Consider the following 17,945-nt stretch of genomic DNA (forward strand, 5'->3'; position numbering starts at 1 on the left):
CGATATGCGATCGTTGCAGCAGGTTCAGCACTGGCCGGTCGAGAACGCCGCCGCCGCCGTGGTCACGGCCGGCAGTGTGTCGAGCATCGGCGACACCGAGCGGGTGTTCCGGCTCGCCTCGGTCACCAAACCGCTCGTCGCCTACGCCACCCTCGTGGCGCTCGAGGAAGGCGCGGTCGAACTCGACCAACCGGCGGGTCCGCCCGGTTCTACCGTGCGGCATCTGCTGGCCCACACCTCGGGCGTCGCGTTCGCCACTCCCGAAGTTCTCGCCGCACCCGGGGCGCGGCGCATCTACTCGAGCGCGGGCTTCGAACTGCTCGCCGATTTCCTCACCGACGTGACCGGGATCGAATTTCCGCTGTATCTGCGCGAGGCGGTTTTCGAGCCGCTCGGTATGCGCACGGCGGTCCTCGACGGGTCCGCCGGCCATGCGTGCAGCGCCTCCCTCGCCGACCTCACGCTATTCGCCGCCGAGTTGCTGACACCTCAATTGATATCCCGGCAAACCTTGGACGACGCGACCTCGGTGCAATTCCCCGACCGCAACGGCGTCCTCCCCGGATTCGGCTCCCAGCGCCCCAACGACTGGGGATTGGGATTCGAAATCCGCGACGGGAAAACCCCGCACTGGACGGGGACAACCAATTCCGCCCGCACCTACGGGCACTTCGGCCAGTCCGGCACGTTCCTCTGGGTCGACCCGGAAATCGGAGTGGCAACAATCGCGTTGAGCGACGAGAATTTCGGTGACTGGGCCAGAGCGGCGTGGCCGAAATTCAGCGATTCCGTTATCGCAGAGACACATAACACGCAGTAAAGTAACACGCGCAACACCGCACACTTCAGTACACTCGTGCCACGCCAGACCACGACGGGCCGTTGGGGAAGACGTTCCTTGTCGAGGCTGGAGGTGTTGGTAAGTGCGCGCATCGAGTCAGTTCGCTGACGCGACGGCGGGTGTGGTCTACATCCACTCATCGCCCGCCGCGTTGTGCCCTCACGTGGAATGGGCGCTGTCCACCGCGCTGTCGTCCCCCGCGAAATTGCGCTGGAACACCCAACCGGCCGACGGGCAACTCCGCGCCAGCAGCGACTGGATAGGCCCCGTCGGCACCGCGGCCCGGATAGCCCAATCATTGCGCACCTGGCCTGTTCTCCGCTTCGAAGTCACCGAGGACCCCAGCGAAGGCGTCGACGGCGAACGCTACAGCTTCGTCCCCACCCTGGGCCTCTGGCACGGATCCACCGGCGCCAACGGTGACGTGATGCTGGGCGAAATGCGATTACGCGCCCTACTCCAAGCCGCCAAAGAACTGGACGTCCACGGAACCTTCGACCTCTCCACCGAACTCGACCGCGCCCTGGGCGCACCCTGGGACGAGGATCTCGAGGCGTTCCGTCAGGGAACCGACAATGTCGGCGCGGAAGTCACCTGGCTGCGACGGGATGTGGGCTGACGCCCGATCTGTGCGCGTTCATCGTGACCGGGCCGGTTGAGGTCAGTCGGCGAGGTTCATGCGGAGGAACTCGGTGATGCGGAGGAGTTTCGGGGGGCGGGGGATTTCCGGGGGAAGTGCCTGGAACGCTTCGTCTCTGCCGACGACGCGGGGTGCGGTGAGGGCTACCTCCCGGCCGTCCTTGCGGAGCTGCGCGGTGCCGGTGGCCAGGATGTTCTGCACCCAGTCCGCGGCTGATCCGTAGACGAGGACGAACAGGTAGCCGCCGTCGACGGGGTGGGCGTCGAGTGGGGTGCGGTAGGTCTTTCCCGAGGAACGGCCGGTGTGGGTGAGGACCGGCCATTTTCCGCCTGCGACAGCGCGTGGGTTGAAGACGCGTTTGTTGATGTGGCCCCACCAAATCGGCATAGGCATGGGTGCTCCCTTGTTCGGGCCGGTGTGAACTTACACCTGTAAGGCTGACTTACGGTTGTAAGCTTGTCAACACTTCGTCACCGAGGAGGTTCCATGCCCGTACGACAACCGCTCAGCCGCGATCGTGTGCTGGAGGCCGCGATTCGGGTCGCCGATCGTGGGGGAGTGGAGGCCATCACGATGCGGCGGGTGGCGCAGGAGCTCGGCGTGGAGGCGATGTCGCTCTACAACCATGTGCCGAACAAGGACGCGATGCTCGACGGGGTCGTCGACGCGGTGTTCGCGGCGATCGAGTTGCCGAAGGCGGGCAGTGCGCAGTGGCGGGATGCGATCCGGGGCAGGGCCTGTTCGGCGCGTTCGGTTCTGGCGCGACACAGCTGGGCGCTCGGGCTGATGGATTCCCGCCGCAATCCCGGATCGGCGACGCTGCGTCATCACGATGCTGTTCTCGGAGTTCTTCGCGAGGCCGGGTTCTCGCTGCCGATGGCCGCGCACGCGGTCTCGCTGATCGACAGCTACGTCGGCGGGTTCGTCCTGCAGGAGGCGAACCTGCCCGTGTCCGTGCCTGCCGACGTCGAGGAAGTCGCGGGCGGCATTCTCGCGAACCTTCCGGCAGATGAGTTGCCCTATCTCACCGAGATGATCGTCGACCACGCGCTGCAACCGGGGTACGACTACTCGAGCGAGTTCGGTTTCGGTCTGGACCTGATCCTGGATGCGCTCGAGGCACGCCGGGTTTCGCGCTGAGGCGCCAGCCCCCGATTGCTGGGGCAGCGCTGTCCTTGTGTCGAAATCCGTTGTGGTGCAGCATCAAACATGTGATGAACAGACGAATTTCTGGAGCCATCCTGGCCGCGTCAGCCGCGGTTGTCGCCTTCGGTCCCGGCGCGCCCGCGGGCGCGGCAACCCCGTTCGTAGCGCCCGAGATCACCTTCGCCGGTACCGCGGCGGGCACCGTCACCGCCACCCTGCGCAACCCCAACGACCGGGGGCAGTGCTGGGCCGAAGCGGGCGTCGGTCCCGAGAACAACCACGTGTTCTTCGGTGACAGCGCCCCGGAATCACTGGCCGACCCCGGCAAGACGGTCGTGACCTCGCTCGACGGCCTCGAGCCCGGCACCACGATCACCGCCCGCGGTGGCTGCGTCAACGGCGCCGAGTTCGCGTTCTCCGAGTTGGTCACGGTCAACGTTCCGGCCGCGACGCCCTCGACCGGAAGCTTCGGCTTCTAGGTTCGCTGACAGCCGCGGCCGGTGTGCCGCGGCTGTCCTCAGCCGCCTGTGCGTCGCGGTGGGAGGGCGACACGGTCGAGATCGTGGGCGAGGACGGCGCCGGGGAAGTTCGCCTGCTCGATGAACAAGTGGTCCTCGCTTTCGGTGTAGCGCTCCGAGAAATGGGTCAGAACAAGAGTTTTGACGCCGCAGGAACGCGCGACCTCGCCCGCCTGACGCGCCGTGAGATGGCCGCGTTCGTGCGCCTGATCCGTCTCGGAGTCGAGGAAGGTGGACTCGATGATCAGCATGTCGACGCCATCCGCGAGCTCGAAGACGTTGTCGCACAGGCGCGTATCCATGACGAAGGCGACCTTCTGGCCGGGCCTCGGCGCCGAGCATTCCTCCAGCAGTGGACCTGACAGCTCGCGGACCGCGGCGCCGGAAATGCCGTGCTCACGCAACTTCTCGGGCAGAATCGTCCGGCTGTCCGGCTCGGCGAGGCGATAGCCGTACGTGGGGATGCTGTGGGCGAGGGAAAGCGCGGTGAGGGTGAAACCGTTGCCCTGCAACGTTTCGCCGGGGCCGCTCACCGGGTGCTCGATCAGCGTGGGGGAGCCGTAGTAGCTCGTCGCGTACCGCAGCCGGTCCCAATACTCGGCATTCTCGCCGGGGTAGACGGCGTGCACGCCGTGGGGCACCCCATCGCGTCCCAGTCGCTGCACGATGCCTGGCACACCCAGTGAGTGGTCACCGTGAAAATGGGTGATACACAACCAATTCAGTTCGGTCGCGGAGGCGCCCGCGTGCGCCATCTGACGCTGCGTGCCCTCGCCGGGATCGAACAGCACGCCCTGCCCGTCCCAGCGCAGTAGGTAGCCGTTGTGGTTGCGACGGCGGGTGGGCACAGCTCCGGCTGTGCCGAGGACGACGAGTTCTCGTGTCGACATCGACCCATCCTGGCGGGTCGCCGTGTCGGTGTCACGTCGATTCGATCGTCGGACGCGATGAGCGGGTACGCGGACGACGGTGATGGTGAGATGGACCGAGTGCGTGCCGCCCGCCGAGGCCCGCACCGATCACACAGCGTCCGGAGGACAACGATGGATCTGTTCGACTACGACGCCGAACTACGTCTGCATCAGGCACACTTCTTCGCGGCAGCGAAGGTCGGCACTGGTGATCGCGTGCTCGACATCGGTTGTGGCACAGGGCAGACGACGCGGGAGGCGGCTCGCGCGGCCGTCGACGGGAGTGCGGTGGGGGTCGACATCTCGGAGGTGATGCTCGAACAGGCCCGTCGCATCAGCGCCGACGAAGGGCCGTCGAATGTCAGTTTCGAGCTGGCCGATGCGCAGGACAGTACCCTCCCGCCCAACGCTTTCGACCTCTGCATCAGCAGGTTCGGTGTGATGTTCTTCGCCGATCCGGTCGCCGCTTTCACCAACATCGCGCGCGCTCTACGTCCGGGCGGTCGTCTCGCGTGGCTGGTCTGGCAAAGCCACGACCGCAACGAATGGGCGACGGTGTTCAGCGACGTCCTCGCCGCGTCGATCGCCACGCCCGGCCGCGGACCGTTCTCGCTGGCCGACCCGACCGTGACCGAACCCATGCTGACGACAGCGGGTTTCACCGACATCGACTTCACCGAGCTCGACGAGCCCGTCTACTACGGTCCCGACTGCGCGGCCGCCTACGACAACCTCCTCCGCCTGACAGGGTTCACCGCCTTCCTCACCGCGCTCGAGCCCACCAAAGCTGACCGAGCCCGCGCCCGGCTGCGTGAAATTCTGGCCGACCACGAGACCGAAACCGGTGTGTATTTCGACTCACGCTCTTGGCTCATCACCGCTCGTCGGCCTTGACGGGCTTCGAGGTGCCTGTATGCGTGATTCGAACGATATCGAGGTGCGCGGCGGTTGCCGACGAGTTTCGGGACGGGTGAATCCTTTCGGGTCGCCGGTGCCTCTTATGTGTGTCGCGACGGACGTCGGGACAGGACACGGAGGTTTGTTGTGGTCGTCGGTATCGGTGTTGTGGTCGGTCTGGTGTTGCTCTGCACGTGCATGGTGGTCGTGAAGCGCAAACGAGCTGGGCGTGGGTGAGTCGCGGTGGCCCGATGAGCGATTGATCGCCGCCGCACAGGGTGGTGATGTGGATTCGATCGCGGCGCTGGTGTCGGGTTCGCATCCGCATATCCAGCGGTTCGCCCATTCCTTGTGTGCCACACCGGAAGACGCCGAGGACGCGGCGCAGGAGGCGCTGATCATCCTGTATCGCAAGATCGGGATGTTGCGGGCCTCCGGTGCGCTGGCGTCGTGGATGTTCCGGATCGTTCGCAACGAGTGCCTGCGGCGGGCGCGGACGGGTCTGCCGGGACGAATCCTCGTGCAGGACAACATCTCGGCTGCCTCGGCCGAGGACGAAGTACTGCGACGTCTGGAGGCGGGCCGGGTGGCGGCCGCGGTCGCCGACCTGCCCGCCGACCAGCGCAGCGTGCTGATCATGCGCGATATCCAGGGCTACAGCGGGCGGATGGTCGCCGATGCGCTCGGGCTCAGTACGGCGGCGATGAAATCTCGGCTGCACCGGGCGCGGGCGACAGTTCAACAAGCGCTACGGGCCACGCCTGACGAGGCTCCTGGAGGAAATGATGAGCGATGATTTCGCGAGTAAATCCATGTTCGAGCACCTGGTGCGCGGCGGGGTGGGGTTCGGTGCCCTCATCGGGTCGGTGGCGCTGATCCCGGTGGTCGGGCCGCTCAGCTTGTTGCTGTTGCCCGTGGGTTCGGTCGCGTTGCGCGGGTGTCCGACGTGCTGGGCGATCGGACTGGTGCAGACCATCTCCAGGAGGCGGCTACAGCGCTCCTGTGACGGCGGTCAGTGCACGCTGAGGGTCAGTGACAGCCATCGAGTCCCTTCCTAGAAGCTGACGGCTTCGAGCGGTCGACAATCCGGCCGACCGCTCGAAGACAGCTCACGCCGCGCCGAGCAGGGGCAGACACGGAGTGAGCCCGTCGATCCCGACGGTTGTCCGCTGCAGGCTCTCCCATTTCGTGCGCGAGAGACGTACTCGGCGCTGGACGGTGGCCTTCCCGCGCACAGTGAGGCGCCGGATCCCGTCCGGCTCGTAGCCGAGCTTCTCGGAGACTCGCAACGAAGGCGAGTTGTCGGCGAAGGCGCCGGACGTCGCGTCGGTGGCTGCGAGCCCAGCGAAGGCCAGGTGGAGGACCGCTGCGCGCATTTCGGTGCCGATACCTCGCCCCTGGTGTCGAAGACCGATCCAGGAGCCGGTGTCGACCTCACGCAAAGTCGCGTAATCGCGGGCGGCGATCGCCTGCTGTCCGACGACTCGGCCGTGCTCGAACACCGCGAGGTTCAGCGTCCAGTTGTCGGGGGACCAGTTGCCGAGTTGGAGCCAGTGGTGTCGAACCACCGAGCGTGCTCGTTCGCGGGGAGGGAGGTCTGTCCACGGGACGGCGAACGGCATGCGGTCAGGGTCGTGGACGCCTTCCGCCGCGAGATCGGCCAGCGCGGCGAGCTCCGCGTCTGCGGGCAGGCGGAGTTCCAGGCGGGGTGTGGACAGTCGCAGTCCGAGCAGCGGCCAGTGGTCGATGAGCACGAGTCATTCTGCCCGGCGGACCAGATCCGGCTCATCTCATTTTCGCGAAGGTGAATCTCGCAGCGCCGCAGCGGATGCGAGTGGGTCGGCGGTCGTCAGGACCCGACGGGGCGGCAGCGTGATCTCCGGGTGTGGTCCAGGGTTGTTCCGGATGTGTCAGCGGTGCGGGATTCCTAGGGTCGGATCATGCGCAGATTCTCGATCGTTGCCGCGATGGCGGTTGTCGTCTCCTTGATGGGGTGTGCGAATCCGGAGGACGGTCCCGAGGTCTCGCCCACCGAGAACCGCGCGGAATCGTCCGACCGGGTGCAGCGGGTTCGCGACGACATCGACGCGGCAGTGGCCTCGGGGGTGTCGGGGGTGATCGCGACGCTCACCGAGAACGGCAAGACCACCACGTTGGCGGCCGGTGTCGGCGATCAGGCCACCGGGGTGCCGATTCCGGTCGAGCCGCCGCAGCGGGTTCGGGTGGGCAGCGTGTCGAAGTCCTTTGTCGCGGCGATCGTGCTGCAACTCGTGGCCGAGGGGCGAATACAGCTCGACGAGCCGATCGATACCTACCTGCCCGACTCGATCGTCGGTGACGGCGTCGACGGACGGGCCATCACGGTGCGTCAGATCCTGCAGCACCGCAGCGGATTACCGGAGTTCGCCGACGCACCGGAGATCGACGAATACCGCGCCGCTCTCGACCACCGGACGTTCACACCCGCCGAACAGCTCGCCATCGCCCTGCGGCGGCCGGCGAAGTTCGCACCGGGTGCCCGCTTCACCTACACGAACACGAACTACCTGGTTGCCGCGATGCTCGTCGAGCGGATCACCGGACGCCCCTATACGGATGCCTTGCAGGACAGGATCATTCGCCCATTGGGCCTGGCCGATACCTATCTGCCCGCCACCGGCGAGCACGATATCCGCGGTCCGCACCCGCACGGCTACGCGCCGATCGACGGTACTCGCACGGACGTCACCCGGATCGAACCCTCGGTGCCGTGGGCGGCAGGTGCACTGGTCTCCACCGGCGACGACCTGAACCGATACTTCCTCGACCTGGTGGCGGGAAAGGTGGTGGCGGAACCGGAACTACAGCAGATGCTGGCCACCTTGCCGACCGGCGTGGACAGCATGCCCGAATACGGTCTCGGCGTGATGTCGGCCGAACTGTCCTGCGGCACCAGCTATATCGGGCACACCGGCGGAATCACCGGATACGCCACCTTCTCCGGCGCCACCACCGACGGGCGGGCCGCCACGATCGTCTGGACCGAGCCTCCCAGCGAACAGCCGGACATGATGGCCATCCTGACCCGCGCCCTGTGCCCCTGACACCGCTAACCCCCGAACAGCAGATACAGCCCGGTGAACGTGAAGCCGACCATGGTCAGCATCAATGCCAGCTGGCCGGTCAGCCGGTGACGCGGCGGGAGAAGCACTAGACAGCGGTCGTGGGCGGCGGCGACACCGAGGACGTGGCCGATCAGGACCGCGAGCACTTTGCAGGTGGCGAGCACACTCGGATGACTCGACAGCACGTAGGCGACCTCGCGATCGGCCAGGCCCGCGATGTTCCATCCACGGTCGAGCGGGTCCGCGAACAGCAGTACTGTCGCCTGCCCCTTCTCGAGGAGGAATGTGAGGTAATGGGCGATCAGATAGCCCGCCACGATCGGGGTGAGACTGAGTGCCAGCCGCCGCGGCAGCAGCGCCCGATCGGCGCGGGAGAGGCCGCCGGTGGCGCGCGCGGCGACGGAGAACAGTCCGCCCACCACCCCGATGAAGATCAGTAGTCCGGCCGTGCGCACCAGCGTCGCGTCGACGACCGGGGCCAGGTCGTCGACCAGTTCGCGCCACCGCGGAAAAGTCGAGAAGCTGTCGAAGGCGGTGGATCCGAGCAGCGTCGCCGCGACCGCGACAGATCCGGCGAGTCCGGGAGTCCCCGCGAGATTGTTCAGCGGCATCCGCAACACCGGCTGCCCCGCGCGGTCGCGGCCGTAGGCGCTCAGGTACGCCAGCAGCGTGCTGTACACCTCGAGCGGATCGGCCCGCTCTGCCCAGACGGTGCCGAACAGCGTGAGACCGATCGCGGTCACGACCAGATAGCCGAGCAGCCAGGTCAGCACCGAGCTCACCGACCCCGGTGCGCGCCAGGCCAATTCCAGCCACACGAAGGAGAGCAGGCCCGCAGCGGCCGGGAGGTAGCCCCACCCCTCGCGATAGCGGAGAAGTCCCTGCTCCGGCGCGCGTCGCAGCAGTACGCAGCCGAATCGATGGATCGCCCTGACCGGGGATACGACCTTCCAGACCGGTCCGATCAGCAGGGACGCCACCATCACCCCGACCCAGACGCCGATGTAGAGCACTCCCGGCACCGGATTCAGGGCCGGATCCGAGGAGCCGAACACCGCGATGACGAGCACGCAGACAGTGACCACCACGCTCGCAACGGCGATGACCGTCCGCGTCGCGCGGGCGTCGATCATCCGGCGAACCGGCGTGGGCAGCGGAAATCCCGGTGAGTCGGGGTCGAGCCGGGGTCGACGCCAGGCGAGGAACAGCAGCGCGAACGAGAAGGTGAGCGCCCACGCCGCGCCGATCAACGCGTAGGTGAGCGGAATCGGCAGGTCAGCGGCACCGTTGAGGCCATGGGCGAGGAGGTTCACTGCCGGACCAGCAGCGTCGTCACCGTCCGTCCGAGGTGGTGCAGTTCGATCTCCACCCGGCCCGGCACCGTCACGGTGAAGTCGAACTGCTGGCCGGAGGCCGCGGCGACGGGAAAGGTGTGCGCGGGGGCCGAGTGGACATGCAGTTCGTCGGTGGCGTCACTGTCGACCCGCAACTCGATGCGTTGCCCGACCGCGGCTTCGGTGCGCGTATTGGCCGGGGACACCGCGCCGTTCGCGATCCGAATGTCGATGGTGCGGGCCGTGCTCGCGGGCTCGTCGGCCGGCTCGGACTCCGCACCCGATGAGCAGCCCACCAGCAGCGAACCCGCGACGATCGTGACAAGGCCGTACCGGAGCCGACGATGTGTCACGGATTCTCCTCGGTGCGGTCGATCGGCGCGGATTGTGCTCGTGCGTCCTCGTTTTCGCGCTTCTCCGCGCGCCGGTCACGCATCGCGATGAACAGCACCAGGCCGACCAGTGCCACCGCGGGCAGGAAAGCCGGGATCGCCAGCAGGAGGGAGTGGTCGGCGAGGATCTCGACGTTCTCCTGGCGAATCATGGTCCGGCCGTCGCCTTCTGGTCCGGTGTGCTGCCCGCCGCCAGATAGCGGTCGTTGACGCGGGCCGCACCCCACGCCATCGCCGCGATCAAGGCCAGGCTGCACGCCAGCACCACCAGGCCCGCCAGACCGATCAGCCAGGACGGGTGATCGAAGGACCGCTCGCGCTGCAGGACCGAGATCTCCTCGACGAACGGCCGGGTGAAGCTCGCGGGCGCGGGCACCTCCGCGGCGCCGATGCCGCGATCGAGCGGCATGAAGATCGGGAGCGCGGATTGCATGCGTCCGTCCTGCAGGCGCAGCACCGTCTTCCAGGTGCCGTGCACGGGGACGGGCCGGGTGGAGACGAAGTGGCCGTCGGCGACGCGACGCAGCTTGTCCACGACGAGGCCGTGGCCGGGGCTGTCGTCGCCGGTACCGCCCTGCCAGGCCAGGATCTGCACCCACTCCGGATCGGAACCGATGAGATCGTCGGGGGAGAGCCGGATGTCGGCGGTGACCATCCGCCCACCCTGCTCGGGATCGGTGTCGGTCAGTGCGACGGTCGCCGTCGCGTTCTCCGGTACCCGGATGATCAGCCCGTTCGCGGTCGCCGCCGCCGCGATTACCACCGCGGCGACCACGAGTCCACGCCGCACCGCGGGTCTGGGCAGTGCCTCACCGCGCAAGACGGTGCCGAGCATCGCGCCGATCACACCGCCGGCCACACCGACGGGCACCGCCATCGCGAGCAGTTCCAGCCACATCCCGCCGACCCAGGGGTTGACGAACATCCGCTCGATCCACAGCGATTCGAGCCAGATGCCGACCGTCGCCACACCGAGCCCGGTGAGCGCGCCCCACCAGAGCGGTCGGCGGATCAGCGGCAGGAGGGCGAGCAGTTCGACCACGATCGCGGCACCGAGGTAGAGCGGGAACACATTGCGTGGTGCCTCGAATCCGGTGCCGACGAGGACCGCCACGATGTACCGCACGCAGAAGGCGAAGGCCACGAGCAGCAGCGTGCTGAGTGGTCCGAGCGTCAATCGCGCCGAGATCAGCGCGATCGTGGCGGCGAAGACGATCAACATCGGTTGCAGCACCAGCCGGAACTGTTCGACGCCGAAGTCGAACTCCACCTGGAACACCGACAGCCCGATCACCAGGCCGCCGAAAGCGAAGGCCTGGATCGCCCACAGCATCCGCCCGTCGGTGCGTTCGGGGTCGGGCCGGTTGTAGCGGCCCTCGAGTTCGAGCAGGAGCACACCGATCAGCGACAGACCGGCGCCGCCGATGAGCATGAGGTGGGTCGGTCCCCAGAGCGTGACGTCCTGGCCGAACAGCCGGTGCCAGATGTCGTCGAGCGGGAAGCCGATCAGCGCGTACAGACCGGCACCGGCGATCAAGATGCCGCCCACGGGGGCGTACCAGTCGCGGGTGATCTTCACCGCGGCCCTGCCCGGCTTCTCGTCGAGCGGCAGGATGATCGCGAGCATGCCCGCCATGAAGAGGAAGAACAGGCCGACGAGGATGAAGTAGTGCGCCGGGTTGGCCAGCGGCCCGTCGTCGCGGCCCTTGCCGACATGCAGGCTCACGTCCCAGATGAAGCCGAGAAACGCGGTCAGGATGGTCGCGAGGAACATCGCGATCGGCAGCGCCACCCAGCCGGGACGGTTCATGAGGCGGCCGCTGAAGTCGGCCAGCCGTTGCAGCCAGGTGATGCGTCGCGTCCGGTGCAGGTAGGCCACCCACAGCAGCACCGCACCGACCACCGCGGCAGCGCCGGTCATCAGCGCCACCTGATCGAGGGCAGCGCCACCGCCCTCGGTGCCCGGCGCGGCCAGGATCGTCGACGGATCGCTCAACACTGTGGCCACGGCAGTCCTCCGATATGTCGAAGCGCCCGGTCTGCGGGGTAACGAACAGTATCCCGAATTCCGCGCTACGCCGATACCCCGCGCGCACAGGTCGCGGGTCGGCGCTCAGCCGCGCGAGGTGCTACCCGGCCGGACGTAGCTGCTCACGGTACTGCTCGCCCCAGGTCTCCATCAGCAGAATGATCGGGACGAGACCGCGGCCGAACTCGGTCAGTTCGTACTCGACGCGGGGCGGAACCTCCGGATACACGGTGCGGGTGAGTACGCCGTCGCGCTCGAGTTCGCGCAGCTGCGCGGTCAGCATTCGCTGGGTCACGTGCGCCATGGCTCGGCGCATCTCGTTGAACCGGGCCGTTCCCTCGCTCAGATGGAAGACGATCATGCCCTTCCATTTGCCGCCGATCACATCGAGGGTGACCTCGACCGGGCAGTCGAAATCGAGATCCTGCTTACGTCTCGCCATGCACATCCTCGTCTCACCGGCACAGGTATGGAAAAGGGTACTGGGTAACAGAAATGTGCGTTCTTACGCGGATATTCCCTGTCGGGCAGGCTCGATCCAGCAAGCAGACCCGGTCCCGACAGGAGTTTCAGAGATGGCCCAGCTACTTCAGCTCGATGCCAGCCCGCGCCGATCGCGCTCCCACACCCGCACGCTGGTCGGGGAGTTCGTCGCGCGCTGGAGCGAGGGCAGGCCCGGTGACGCGGTGATCCGCCGCGACCTCGGCCACGAACCACCTCCGCACCTCACCGAGGACTGGATCGCCGCCGCTTTCACCCCGCCGGGGGAGCGCACCGCGCCGATGCGCGACACCCTGGCCTACAGCGACCAGCTGGTGGACGAGCTGTTCGCCTCCGACGTGCTGGTGCTCGGCGTGCCGATGTACAACTTCGGGGTACCGGCGATGCTGAAGGCCTACATCGACCAGATCGTCCGGGTCGGCCGCACCTTCTCCTTCGATCCCGAGGCCGCGGCTCCGTACACACCACTCACCTCCGGCAAGCGCGCCTTCGTCATCGTCGGCACCGGCGACGCGGGCTACGAGACGGGCGGTCCGCTGGCGAGCCTGAACCACGTGGAGCCGTACCTGCGCACGGCTCTGGGTTTCATCGGCATCGAGGAGGTCGAGTTCGTCTACACGGGAAACGACGAATTCGGCGGCGAGCGCCTACAGCGATCCCTCGAACGCGCCCGCAACCGGGTAGCCGACCTGACTCCTGAGCGCGAAGTCGTCGATATAGCGGGCTGAGCGCACCCGGTTGACGCCGAAACCCCGGACATAGCCCGGGGTTTCGGTAACGACCTGAGTGATGCAGGGTCAGCGAGTGGCGATGATCGCCGAACCATGGCCGAAGAGACCTTGATTCACCGCGATGCCCGCGCGGGCGTTGTCCACCTGGCGGCCGTCGGCCTGGCCACGCAACTGCCAGGTGAGCTCGCAGACCTGGGAGATGGCCTGTGCGGGGATGGCCTCGCCGAAGCAGGCGAGGCCGCCGCTGGGGTTCACCGGCACCCGTCCGCCCAATGTCGTTGCGCCACTGCGCAGCAGAGCCTCCGCTTCGCCCGTCTCGCACAGCCCGATGTCCTCGTACCAGTCCAGTTCCAGTGCGGTGGAGAGGTCATAGACCTCCGCGAAGGACAGGTCGGCGGGACCGATTCCGGCCTCTTCGTAGGCGGCGTGCGCGATGGCCGGCCGGAAGGTGCGAGACGGGGGCTCCACGGACACAGCCGAATCCGTCGAGAAATCCGGCAGATCGAGCACGGTTTTCGGGAATGTCGGCGTCACCGTCGACAGCGCGCAGATGCGCACCGGATCGGCGATGCCGTGGCGGCGTGCGTAGTCCATCGATGTCAGCACCAGCGCGGCTCCGCCGTCGCTGGTCGCGCAGATGTCGAGCAGCCGCAACGGATCCGACACGATCGCCGAGGCGGAGATCTCCTCGACCGAGACTTCCTTGCGGTAGCGGGCATTCGGGTTGTTCAGGCCGTGCCGGGAGTTCTTCACCTTGACCGCGGCGAAGTCGTCGAGAGTGGCGCCGTGCAACGCCATGCGGCGGCGGGCGTAGAGCGCGAAATAGATCGGGTTGGTGGCGCCCAGCAGATGGAAGCGCAGCCAGTCCGGGTCATCGCGGCGCTCGCCACCGACCGGCTGGAAGAAGCCCTTCGGCGTGGTATCCGCGCCGACCACCAGTGCCACCTCGCACAGCCCGGCCAGGATCTGGGCGCGCGCATTGGCGATGGCCTGCGCACCGGAGGCGCAGGCGGCGTAGCTACTCGAGATCTGCGCACCCGACCAGCCGAGCGCCTGGGCGAAAGTCGCGCCCGAGACGAAGCCGGGGTAGCCGTTGCGGATGGTGTCGGCGCCGGCGATGTAGCCGACGTCGCGGTGGTCCAGCCCGGCGTCGGCCAGCGCCGCACGCGCGGCCACCAGGCCGTATTCGACGAAGTTGCGTCCCCACTTGCCCCACGGGTGCATGCCCGCGCCGAGGACGGCGATGTCGCGATCATTCGTGTCAGTCATTGACCGGCCTCCACATCCACACCGTGTGCTCCGCGTCCTCGTCCTCGTACAGCGTCCCGACGGTCAATTCGACCGGCATGCCGACGGCCAGATCATCGACGGTGAGACCGCGCACGACCTGCCCGAGAATCACCATCTGCTCGACCTCGAGCTCCACTGCCGCGACGACGTAGGGCACGAAGGGATCGGCCGAGACGTAGGGCGCGGGCGGCTTGTACCGGGCGTCCGCGTACGACCAGATCCGGCCACGCGTGGAGAACAGGTACTCGACGAGCTCGGAGCCGTCGTGGGCACCTGTGCACTGGGGGTTGCGGCAGGCGAGTGTGTTCTTCGGGAAGTACGGCGTGCCGCAGTCGTCGCAGCGAGTTCCTTTGAGGCGTACCTGGCCGTCGTCCGCAGTGAACCAGTCAGCCACGGCGGGGCGTTGTTCTTTCTGCACGTGGCCGACGGTATAGGAACACGTTCTACTTTGGGGCGGAATTCCGTTCCAGCGCTGCTCGGGCGCAGGTACGGTGAGCGGATCGAGGATGCGATGACATCGATCTGGAGTACCGCGCGATGGGCACCAAAGCTATTGACCCGCAGTCGATTCGCAACGTCACGATCATCGGCGATGTCGACGGGACGGCGCGGGTGGTCCATCGCCTGCGCCGATGTTTCGGCGACAGCGAGAACACGGTCCGCTGGTCGATGGACGGAATCGAGCACACGATTCGCGTCACCGAGCTATCGGGCGACGCGCTCATCGCCGACCTCGAACGATCCATCCGCGTAGCCGACGCGGTCATCGTTGTCGTGGACGCCGCCGCGCACGCCACCCCGCGACTCGAAACCATGTTGCGCGTCGCCGACGATCACCAGGTCGCCCGGCTGTGCCTGGTCGGCGGCCTCGATCAACCCACCGCCGACTTCGACCGCTGTGTCCGTACGATCGCCGACGCTCGCGGGGCGGCACCGTTGGCCCTCCAGATCCCCGTCGGCGCCGGTGTCGGCTTCGACGTCATCGACCTGGTCCCGCTGTCGGCACTAGACGCCGCGGCAACCGAATCCCCGGGAAGCCCAGGGCAACCCGCCGACCGGTGGTGCCGCTCACTCGTAGCGACCCTGACCGAACAGCACCCTGCGGACTCGCTCACTGTTCGAGACCTGCACACCCGCATCCGCCGCCGCACCCGCAACGGCGACATCGTGCCCATCCTGTGCGCCACACCCCTCGCGCGCGACGACATCGCCCCGCTCCTGGACGCCATCGTCCGCTACCTGCCCTCGCCCCTGTACGTCTGTCAGCCGGAACACGCCCTCGACTACTGACCGCCGCGTTCGGACCCGATCGGGGACGTGGCTCAGTCGTAGTGGCGGCGGTGTGCCCAGTCGCGCCATCAACCCAGCGAAGTGCATAATCGAACGTATGTGCGACTCGATTCGGCTCTACCTGCGCAATGGACGCTGGACGGAACCAGCGCCGCGCTTCTGCCCGAACGGACACCGGCTCGGGACAGGCCGGTCGCTCGTCAGCGTGCTGCCCTGCGTCCGAATCGGCGGACACCACCGAACGCACACCTGCCTGGCCTGCGCCACGACCATCTACTGCCCGCCGATCCACAACGACTGCGAGCACTAGCCCTGCGCCGACCGGAATCCCTGTCCGGTGAACGATTTACAGAGGGATGACGATGGGCCCGCAGGAGTTGGCGCCGACGGCGCATCCGATCGCGGTGAGCACGGACTGCACCAATGCGGAGGAGCCGGTGCCCAACGAGCTGCCCGAACCCGACGGTGCTTCCGCGGCGGCGGGCCCGGCGGCGGTGACCAGTCCGGCAGTGATGGCGAGGGCCGCGGCGCCGGTGCGAGGACGATTGCCTTCCACCTGCAACGTGAAATGTGGGCGCAGAGGGGATCGAACCCCCGACCGCTGGTGTGTAAAACCAGTGCTCTACCGCTGAGCTATACGCCCTGGCACCGCCGGGGAGTACCGGCGGTGTCGGGTTATGAATCTAGCGCGGCGAGAGCTTTCTCCCAAGCCGCCTGGTCACGGGCCTGTCCGGGGCCGTTCATCTCCGCGAAGGTGATGTAGCCGGACTTGTCGACGACGAAGGTTCCGCGGTTGGGGTAACCGGATTTCTCGTTGAAGACGTCGTAGGACTGGGTGACGGCGCCGTGCGGCCAGAAGTCCGACAGCAAGGGGAACAGGTAGCCCTGTTCCGCGGCCCAGATCTTGTGGGTGGGTGGCGGTCCGACGGAGATCGCGATGATCTCGGCGTCGTCGTTCTGGAATTTGGGCAGCTCGTCGCGGACCTTGCACAGCTCGCCTTGGCAGATGCCGGTGAAGGCGAGTGGATAGAACACCAGCAGCACGTTCTTCTTGCCGCGGAAATCCGACAGGGTGACGGGCTGGTTGTTCTGGTCCTTGAGCGTGAAATCCGGCGCGAGAGTGCCAACTTCTAGCGGCATACTACGAATCCTCCGTCGTGTCGGGTCCCAGCCGGGCATGCGAGCCCAACTGAGACCCTAGCGAACGGCGGATTCAGCGCTGTTTGGACGGTGCCTTCGGCTGAACGAGGCGTGAGCCGGTCCAGCTGCCGAGGCTGATGGTGGATGTCTGGGTCAGGCCGGCCGTGGGTGCGGCTTCGGCGATCTCGCTCGGATCGACATGGCCTTGTTGACCGGTTTTGGGGGTGAGGACCCAGATGAAGCCTTCATCGGCCAGCGGGCTGATGGCATCCATCAGCTCGTCGGCCAGATCGCCGTCACCTTCTCGCCACCACAGCAGGACGGCGTCAACGACCTCATCGGAGTCTTCGTCGACCATTTCGCCGCCGCTGACCTCCTCGATCTCGGCGCGCAATGCGTCGTCGGTGTCCTCGTCCCAGCCCAATTCCTGAACAACCAAGCCGTGAGAAATGCCAAGCTTCTGAGCGTAGTTCTGCGCGTCCGCCGCGGCGACCACGGTGGTGTCCTCCCTAAACTTCCGACAGTAAGATAGGTGCAAGCGAACATGGTTATCGGCCGTAGCGCAAGCTGATCGGATGAATTGGGACCGTATGCCGCGTGTCGGGAGGGCAAAATCGGCCGTCTCAACAGGCGTCGTGGACTGCGGTGCGTGCCTGGTTGATGGTGCGGCTGGCCTCGTTGAGCTTGCCGACAGGTGAGTTGTAGGTCATCTTTCTGGTCTGCACGGCCAGCTCGCGTGCCGCGACGACGTACGCGGTGAATTTGTCGGCCAGTTCGGTCGGCAACGCGCCTGCCGCGGCGACGACGCCCGACTCCACTTTGGTCGCCGCGTTGTCGAGGGTGGTGGCCGCGGACTCGCGCTTGGCGGCGTAGTCGGGAGCGTTGGTGTCGTGTGCGGAGACGAAGTCGTTGTACGCGGTGACGCCGGCGCCGGTGGTGGTGGCGAACTGGCCGCAGTTGTCGGTGATCGCGCGCTCGCGCGCGGCCGCGGCGCGCGAGGACGCGGCGGCCGAGGACGACGCCGCGGCGGTGGTCTTGTAGGCGGCTACTTCGGCCGCGTCGGTCGTCGGTGTGCCGGGGATCTGCTCGGCACAACCCGCCACCACCGAACCCGCGGTCACGGCGACAAAGGCACAGATCAGCCCCAGTCGGCGCGCGTGCAGCACCCTCATCGTCCGGCG

At 67.1% G+C, this 17,945-nt stretch carries 23 protein-coding genes and 1 tRNA gene; 9 read left to right on the forward strand and 15 right to left on the reverse strand.

The window, feature by feature from the left end:
* Positions 1-4 precede the first annotated feature (4 nt).
* On the forward strand, positions 5-820 hold the full coding sequence (locus ACWF99_RS32770) for a serine hydrolase domain-containing protein (RefSeq protein ID WP_378639035.1): 816 nt from the start codon (positions 5-7) through the stop codon (positions 818-820).
* Positions 821-923: 103 nt separating this feature from the next.
* Positions 924-1,460, forward strand: a complete 537-nt coding sequence (locus ACWF99_RS32775; protein WP_378639037.1) for a DUF3145 domain-containing protein — start codon at positions 924-926, stop codon at positions 1,458-1,460.
* A gap of 42 nt (positions 1,461-1,502) precedes the next feature.
* Here ACWF99_RS32775 and ACWF99_RS32780 read toward each other — a convergent pair whose 3' ends face one another.
* A complete protein-coding gene (locus ACWF99_RS32780; RefSeq protein ID WP_452538287.1) occupies positions 1,503-1,874 on the reverse strand; it encodes a nitroreductase family deazaflavin-dependent oxidoreductase in 372 nt (123 codons plus the stop codon).
* Between the two features lie 93 nt (positions 1,875-1,967).
* Between ACWF99_RS32780 and ACWF99_RS32785 the strand changes: the two genes are divergently transcribed.
* Together ACWF99_RS32785 and ACWF99_RS32790 are read left to right on the forward strand one after the other, a co-directional pair.
* Entirely contained in the window at positions 1,968-2,621 is a 654-nt protein-coding gene (locus ACWF99_RS32785) for a TetR/AcrR family transcriptional regulator C-terminal domain-containing protein (RefSeq protein WP_378639043.1), read from the forward strand.
* A 74-nt stretch (positions 2,622-2,695) separates the two neighbouring features.
* Positions 2,696-3,106, forward strand: coding sequence for a hypothetical protein (locus tag ACWF99_RS32790; RefSeq protein WP_378639045.1), 411 nt, complete (start codon positions 2,696-2,698; stop codon positions 3,104-3,106).
* A 38-nt stretch (positions 3,107-3,144) separates the two neighbouring features.
* Here the strand turns inward: ACWF99_RS32790 and ACWF99_RS32795 are convergent, their stop codons facing one another.
* Positions 3,145-4,035, reverse strand: a complete 891-nt coding sequence (locus ACWF99_RS32795) for a ribonuclease Z (RefSeq protein ID WP_452538288.1) — start codon at positions 4,033-4,035, stop codon at positions 3,145-3,147.
* A gap of 153 nt (positions 4,036-4,188) precedes the next feature.
* Here ACWF99_RS32795 and ACWF99_RS32800 point away from each other — a divergent pair, with 153 nt between their 5' ends.
* Positions 4,189-4,950, forward strand: a complete 762-nt coding sequence (locus ACWF99_RS32800) for a class I SAM-dependent methyltransferase (protein WP_452538289.1) — start codon at positions 4,189-4,191, stop codon at positions 4,948-4,950.
* Between the two features lie 232 nt (positions 4,951-5,182).
* The gene (locus tag ACWF99_RS32805) at positions 5,183-5,749 is read left to right on the forward strand and encodes an RNA polymerase sigma factor (protein ID WP_378639051.1); all 567 of its coding nucleotides are present in this window, start codon (positions 5,183-5,185) and stop codon (positions 5,747-5,749) included.
* Positions 5,750-6,062: 313 nt separating this feature from the next.
* On the opposite strand, the gene ACWF99_RS32810 is transcribed toward ACWF99_RS32805, so the two are convergent.
* Positions 6,063-6,707, reverse strand: a complete 645-nt coding sequence (locus tag ACWF99_RS32810) for a GNAT family N-acetyltransferase (protein ID WP_452538290.1) — start codon at positions 6,705-6,707, stop codon at positions 6,063-6,065.
* 186 nt (positions 6,708-6,893) lie between these two features.
* On the opposite strand from ACWF99_RS32810, the gene ACWF99_RS32815 reads away from it, so the two are divergent.
* Positions 6,894-8,036 (forward strand): serine hydrolase domain-containing protein, encoded by a 1,143-nt coding sequence (locus ACWF99_RS32815; protein WP_452538291.1) that lies wholly within the window; start codon positions 6,894-6,896, stop codon positions 8,034-8,036.
* A 5-nt stretch (positions 8,037-8,041) separates the two neighbouring features.
* On the opposite strand, the gene ACWF99_RS32820 is transcribed toward ACWF99_RS32815, so the two are convergent.
* From ACWF99_RS32820 to ACWF99_RS32840, 5 genes are all read right to left on the reverse strand, one after another.
* On the reverse strand, positions 8,042-9,370 hold the full coding sequence (locus tag ACWF99_RS32820) for a hypothetical protein (RefSeq protein WP_452538292.1): 1,329 nt from the start codon (positions 9,368-9,370) through the stop codon (positions 8,042-8,044).
* Positions 9,367-9,744, reverse strand: a complete 378-nt coding sequence (locus ACWF99_RS32825; RefSeq protein ID WP_378639065.1) for a hypothetical protein — start codon at positions 9,742-9,744, stop codon at positions 9,367-9,369. The genes ACWF99_RS32820 and ACWF99_RS32825 overlap by 4 nt, the downstream gene beginning before the upstream one ends.
* On the reverse strand, positions 9,741-9,935 hold the full coding sequence (locus ACWF99_RS32830) for a hypothetical protein (protein WP_452538293.1): 195 nt from the start codon (positions 9,933-9,935) through the stop codon (positions 9,741-9,743). The genes ACWF99_RS32825 and ACWF99_RS32830 overlap by 4 nt, the downstream gene beginning before the upstream one ends.
* A complete protein-coding gene (locus ACWF99_RS32835; RefSeq protein WP_452538311.1) occupies positions 9,932-11,704 on the reverse strand; it encodes a hypothetical protein in 1,773 nt (590 codons plus the stop codon). Before ACWF99_RS32835 ends, ACWF99_RS32830 begins: the two co-directional genes overlap by 4 nt.
* A gap of 208 nt (positions 11,705-11,912) precedes the next feature.
* Positions 11,913-12,254, reverse strand: a complete 342-nt coding sequence (locus ACWF99_RS32840) for a winged helix-turn-helix transcriptional regulator (RefSeq protein ID WP_378639071.1) — start codon at positions 12,252-12,254, stop codon at positions 11,913-11,915.
* A 133-nt stretch (positions 12,255-12,387) separates the two neighbouring features.
* Between ACWF99_RS32840 and ACWF99_RS32845 the strand changes: the two genes are divergently transcribed.
* Positions 12,388-13,041, forward strand: a complete 654-nt coding sequence (locus tag ACWF99_RS32845; RefSeq protein ID WP_452538294.1) for an FMN-dependent NADH-azoreductase — start codon at positions 12,388-12,390, stop codon at positions 13,039-13,041.
* 69 nt (positions 13,042-13,110) lie between these two features.
* Here ACWF99_RS32845 and ACWF99_RS32850 read toward each other — a convergent pair whose 3' ends face one another.
* Positions 13,111-14,313, reverse strand: a complete 1,203-nt coding sequence (locus ACWF99_RS32850) for a lipid-transfer protein (RefSeq protein ID WP_452538295.1) — start codon at positions 14,311-14,313, stop codon at positions 13,111-13,113.
* Positions 14,306-14,752, reverse strand: a complete 447-nt coding sequence (locus tag ACWF99_RS32855; protein ID WP_378639079.1) for a Zn-ribbon domain-containing OB-fold protein — start codon at positions 14,750-14,752, stop codon at positions 14,306-14,308. The genes ACWF99_RS32850 and ACWF99_RS32855 overlap by 8 nt, the downstream gene beginning before the upstream one ends.
* A 119-nt stretch (positions 14,753-14,871) precedes the next feature.
* On the opposite strand from ACWF99_RS32855, the gene ACWF99_RS32860 reads away from it, so the two are divergent.
* A complete protein-coding gene (locus ACWF99_RS32860; RefSeq protein ID WP_452538296.1) occupies positions 14,872-15,624 on the forward strand; it encodes a GTP-binding protein in 753 nt (250 codons plus the stop codon).
* A gap of 346 nt (positions 15,625-15,970) precedes the next feature.
* On the opposite strand, the gene ACWF99_RS32865 is transcribed toward ACWF99_RS32860, so the two are convergent.
* The 5 genes from ACWF99_RS32865 to ACWF99_RS32885 form a co-directional block, all read right to left on the reverse strand.
* Complete coding sequence (locus tag ACWF99_RS32865) at positions 15,971-16,180, reverse strand: hypothetical protein (RefSeq protein ID WP_452538297.1); 210 nt, start codon at positions 16,178-16,180, stop codon at positions 15,971-15,973.
* 15 nt (positions 16,181-16,195) lie between these two features.
* A tRNA-Val gene (locus ACWF99_RS32870) sits at positions 16,196-16,267 on the reverse strand.
* A gap of 32 nt (positions 16,268-16,299) precedes the next feature.
* Positions 16,300-16,764 carry a peroxiredoxin gene (locus tag ACWF99_RS32875; protein WP_067456651.1) on the reverse strand — a complete coding sequence of 155 codons (465 nt, stop codon included), beginning with the start codon at positions 16,762-16,764 and terminating at the stop codon, positions 16,300-16,302.
* 73 nt (positions 16,765-16,837) lie between these two features.
* Positions 16,838-17,260 carry a DUF3052 domain-containing protein gene (locus tag ACWF99_RS32880; RefSeq protein ID WP_101469203.1) on the reverse strand — a complete coding sequence of 141 codons (423 nt, stop codon included), beginning with the start codon at positions 17,258-17,260 and terminating at the stop codon, positions 16,838-16,840.
* A gap of 127 nt (positions 17,261-17,387) precedes the next feature.
* Positions 17,388-17,936, reverse strand: coding sequence for a hypothetical protein (locus tag ACWF99_RS32885; protein ID WP_378639088.1), 549 nt, complete (start codon positions 17,934-17,936; stop codon positions 17,388-17,390).
* Positions 17,937-17,945 lie beyond the last annotated feature (9 nt).

This window comes from Nocardia sp. NPDC055002, assembly GCF_053608825.1.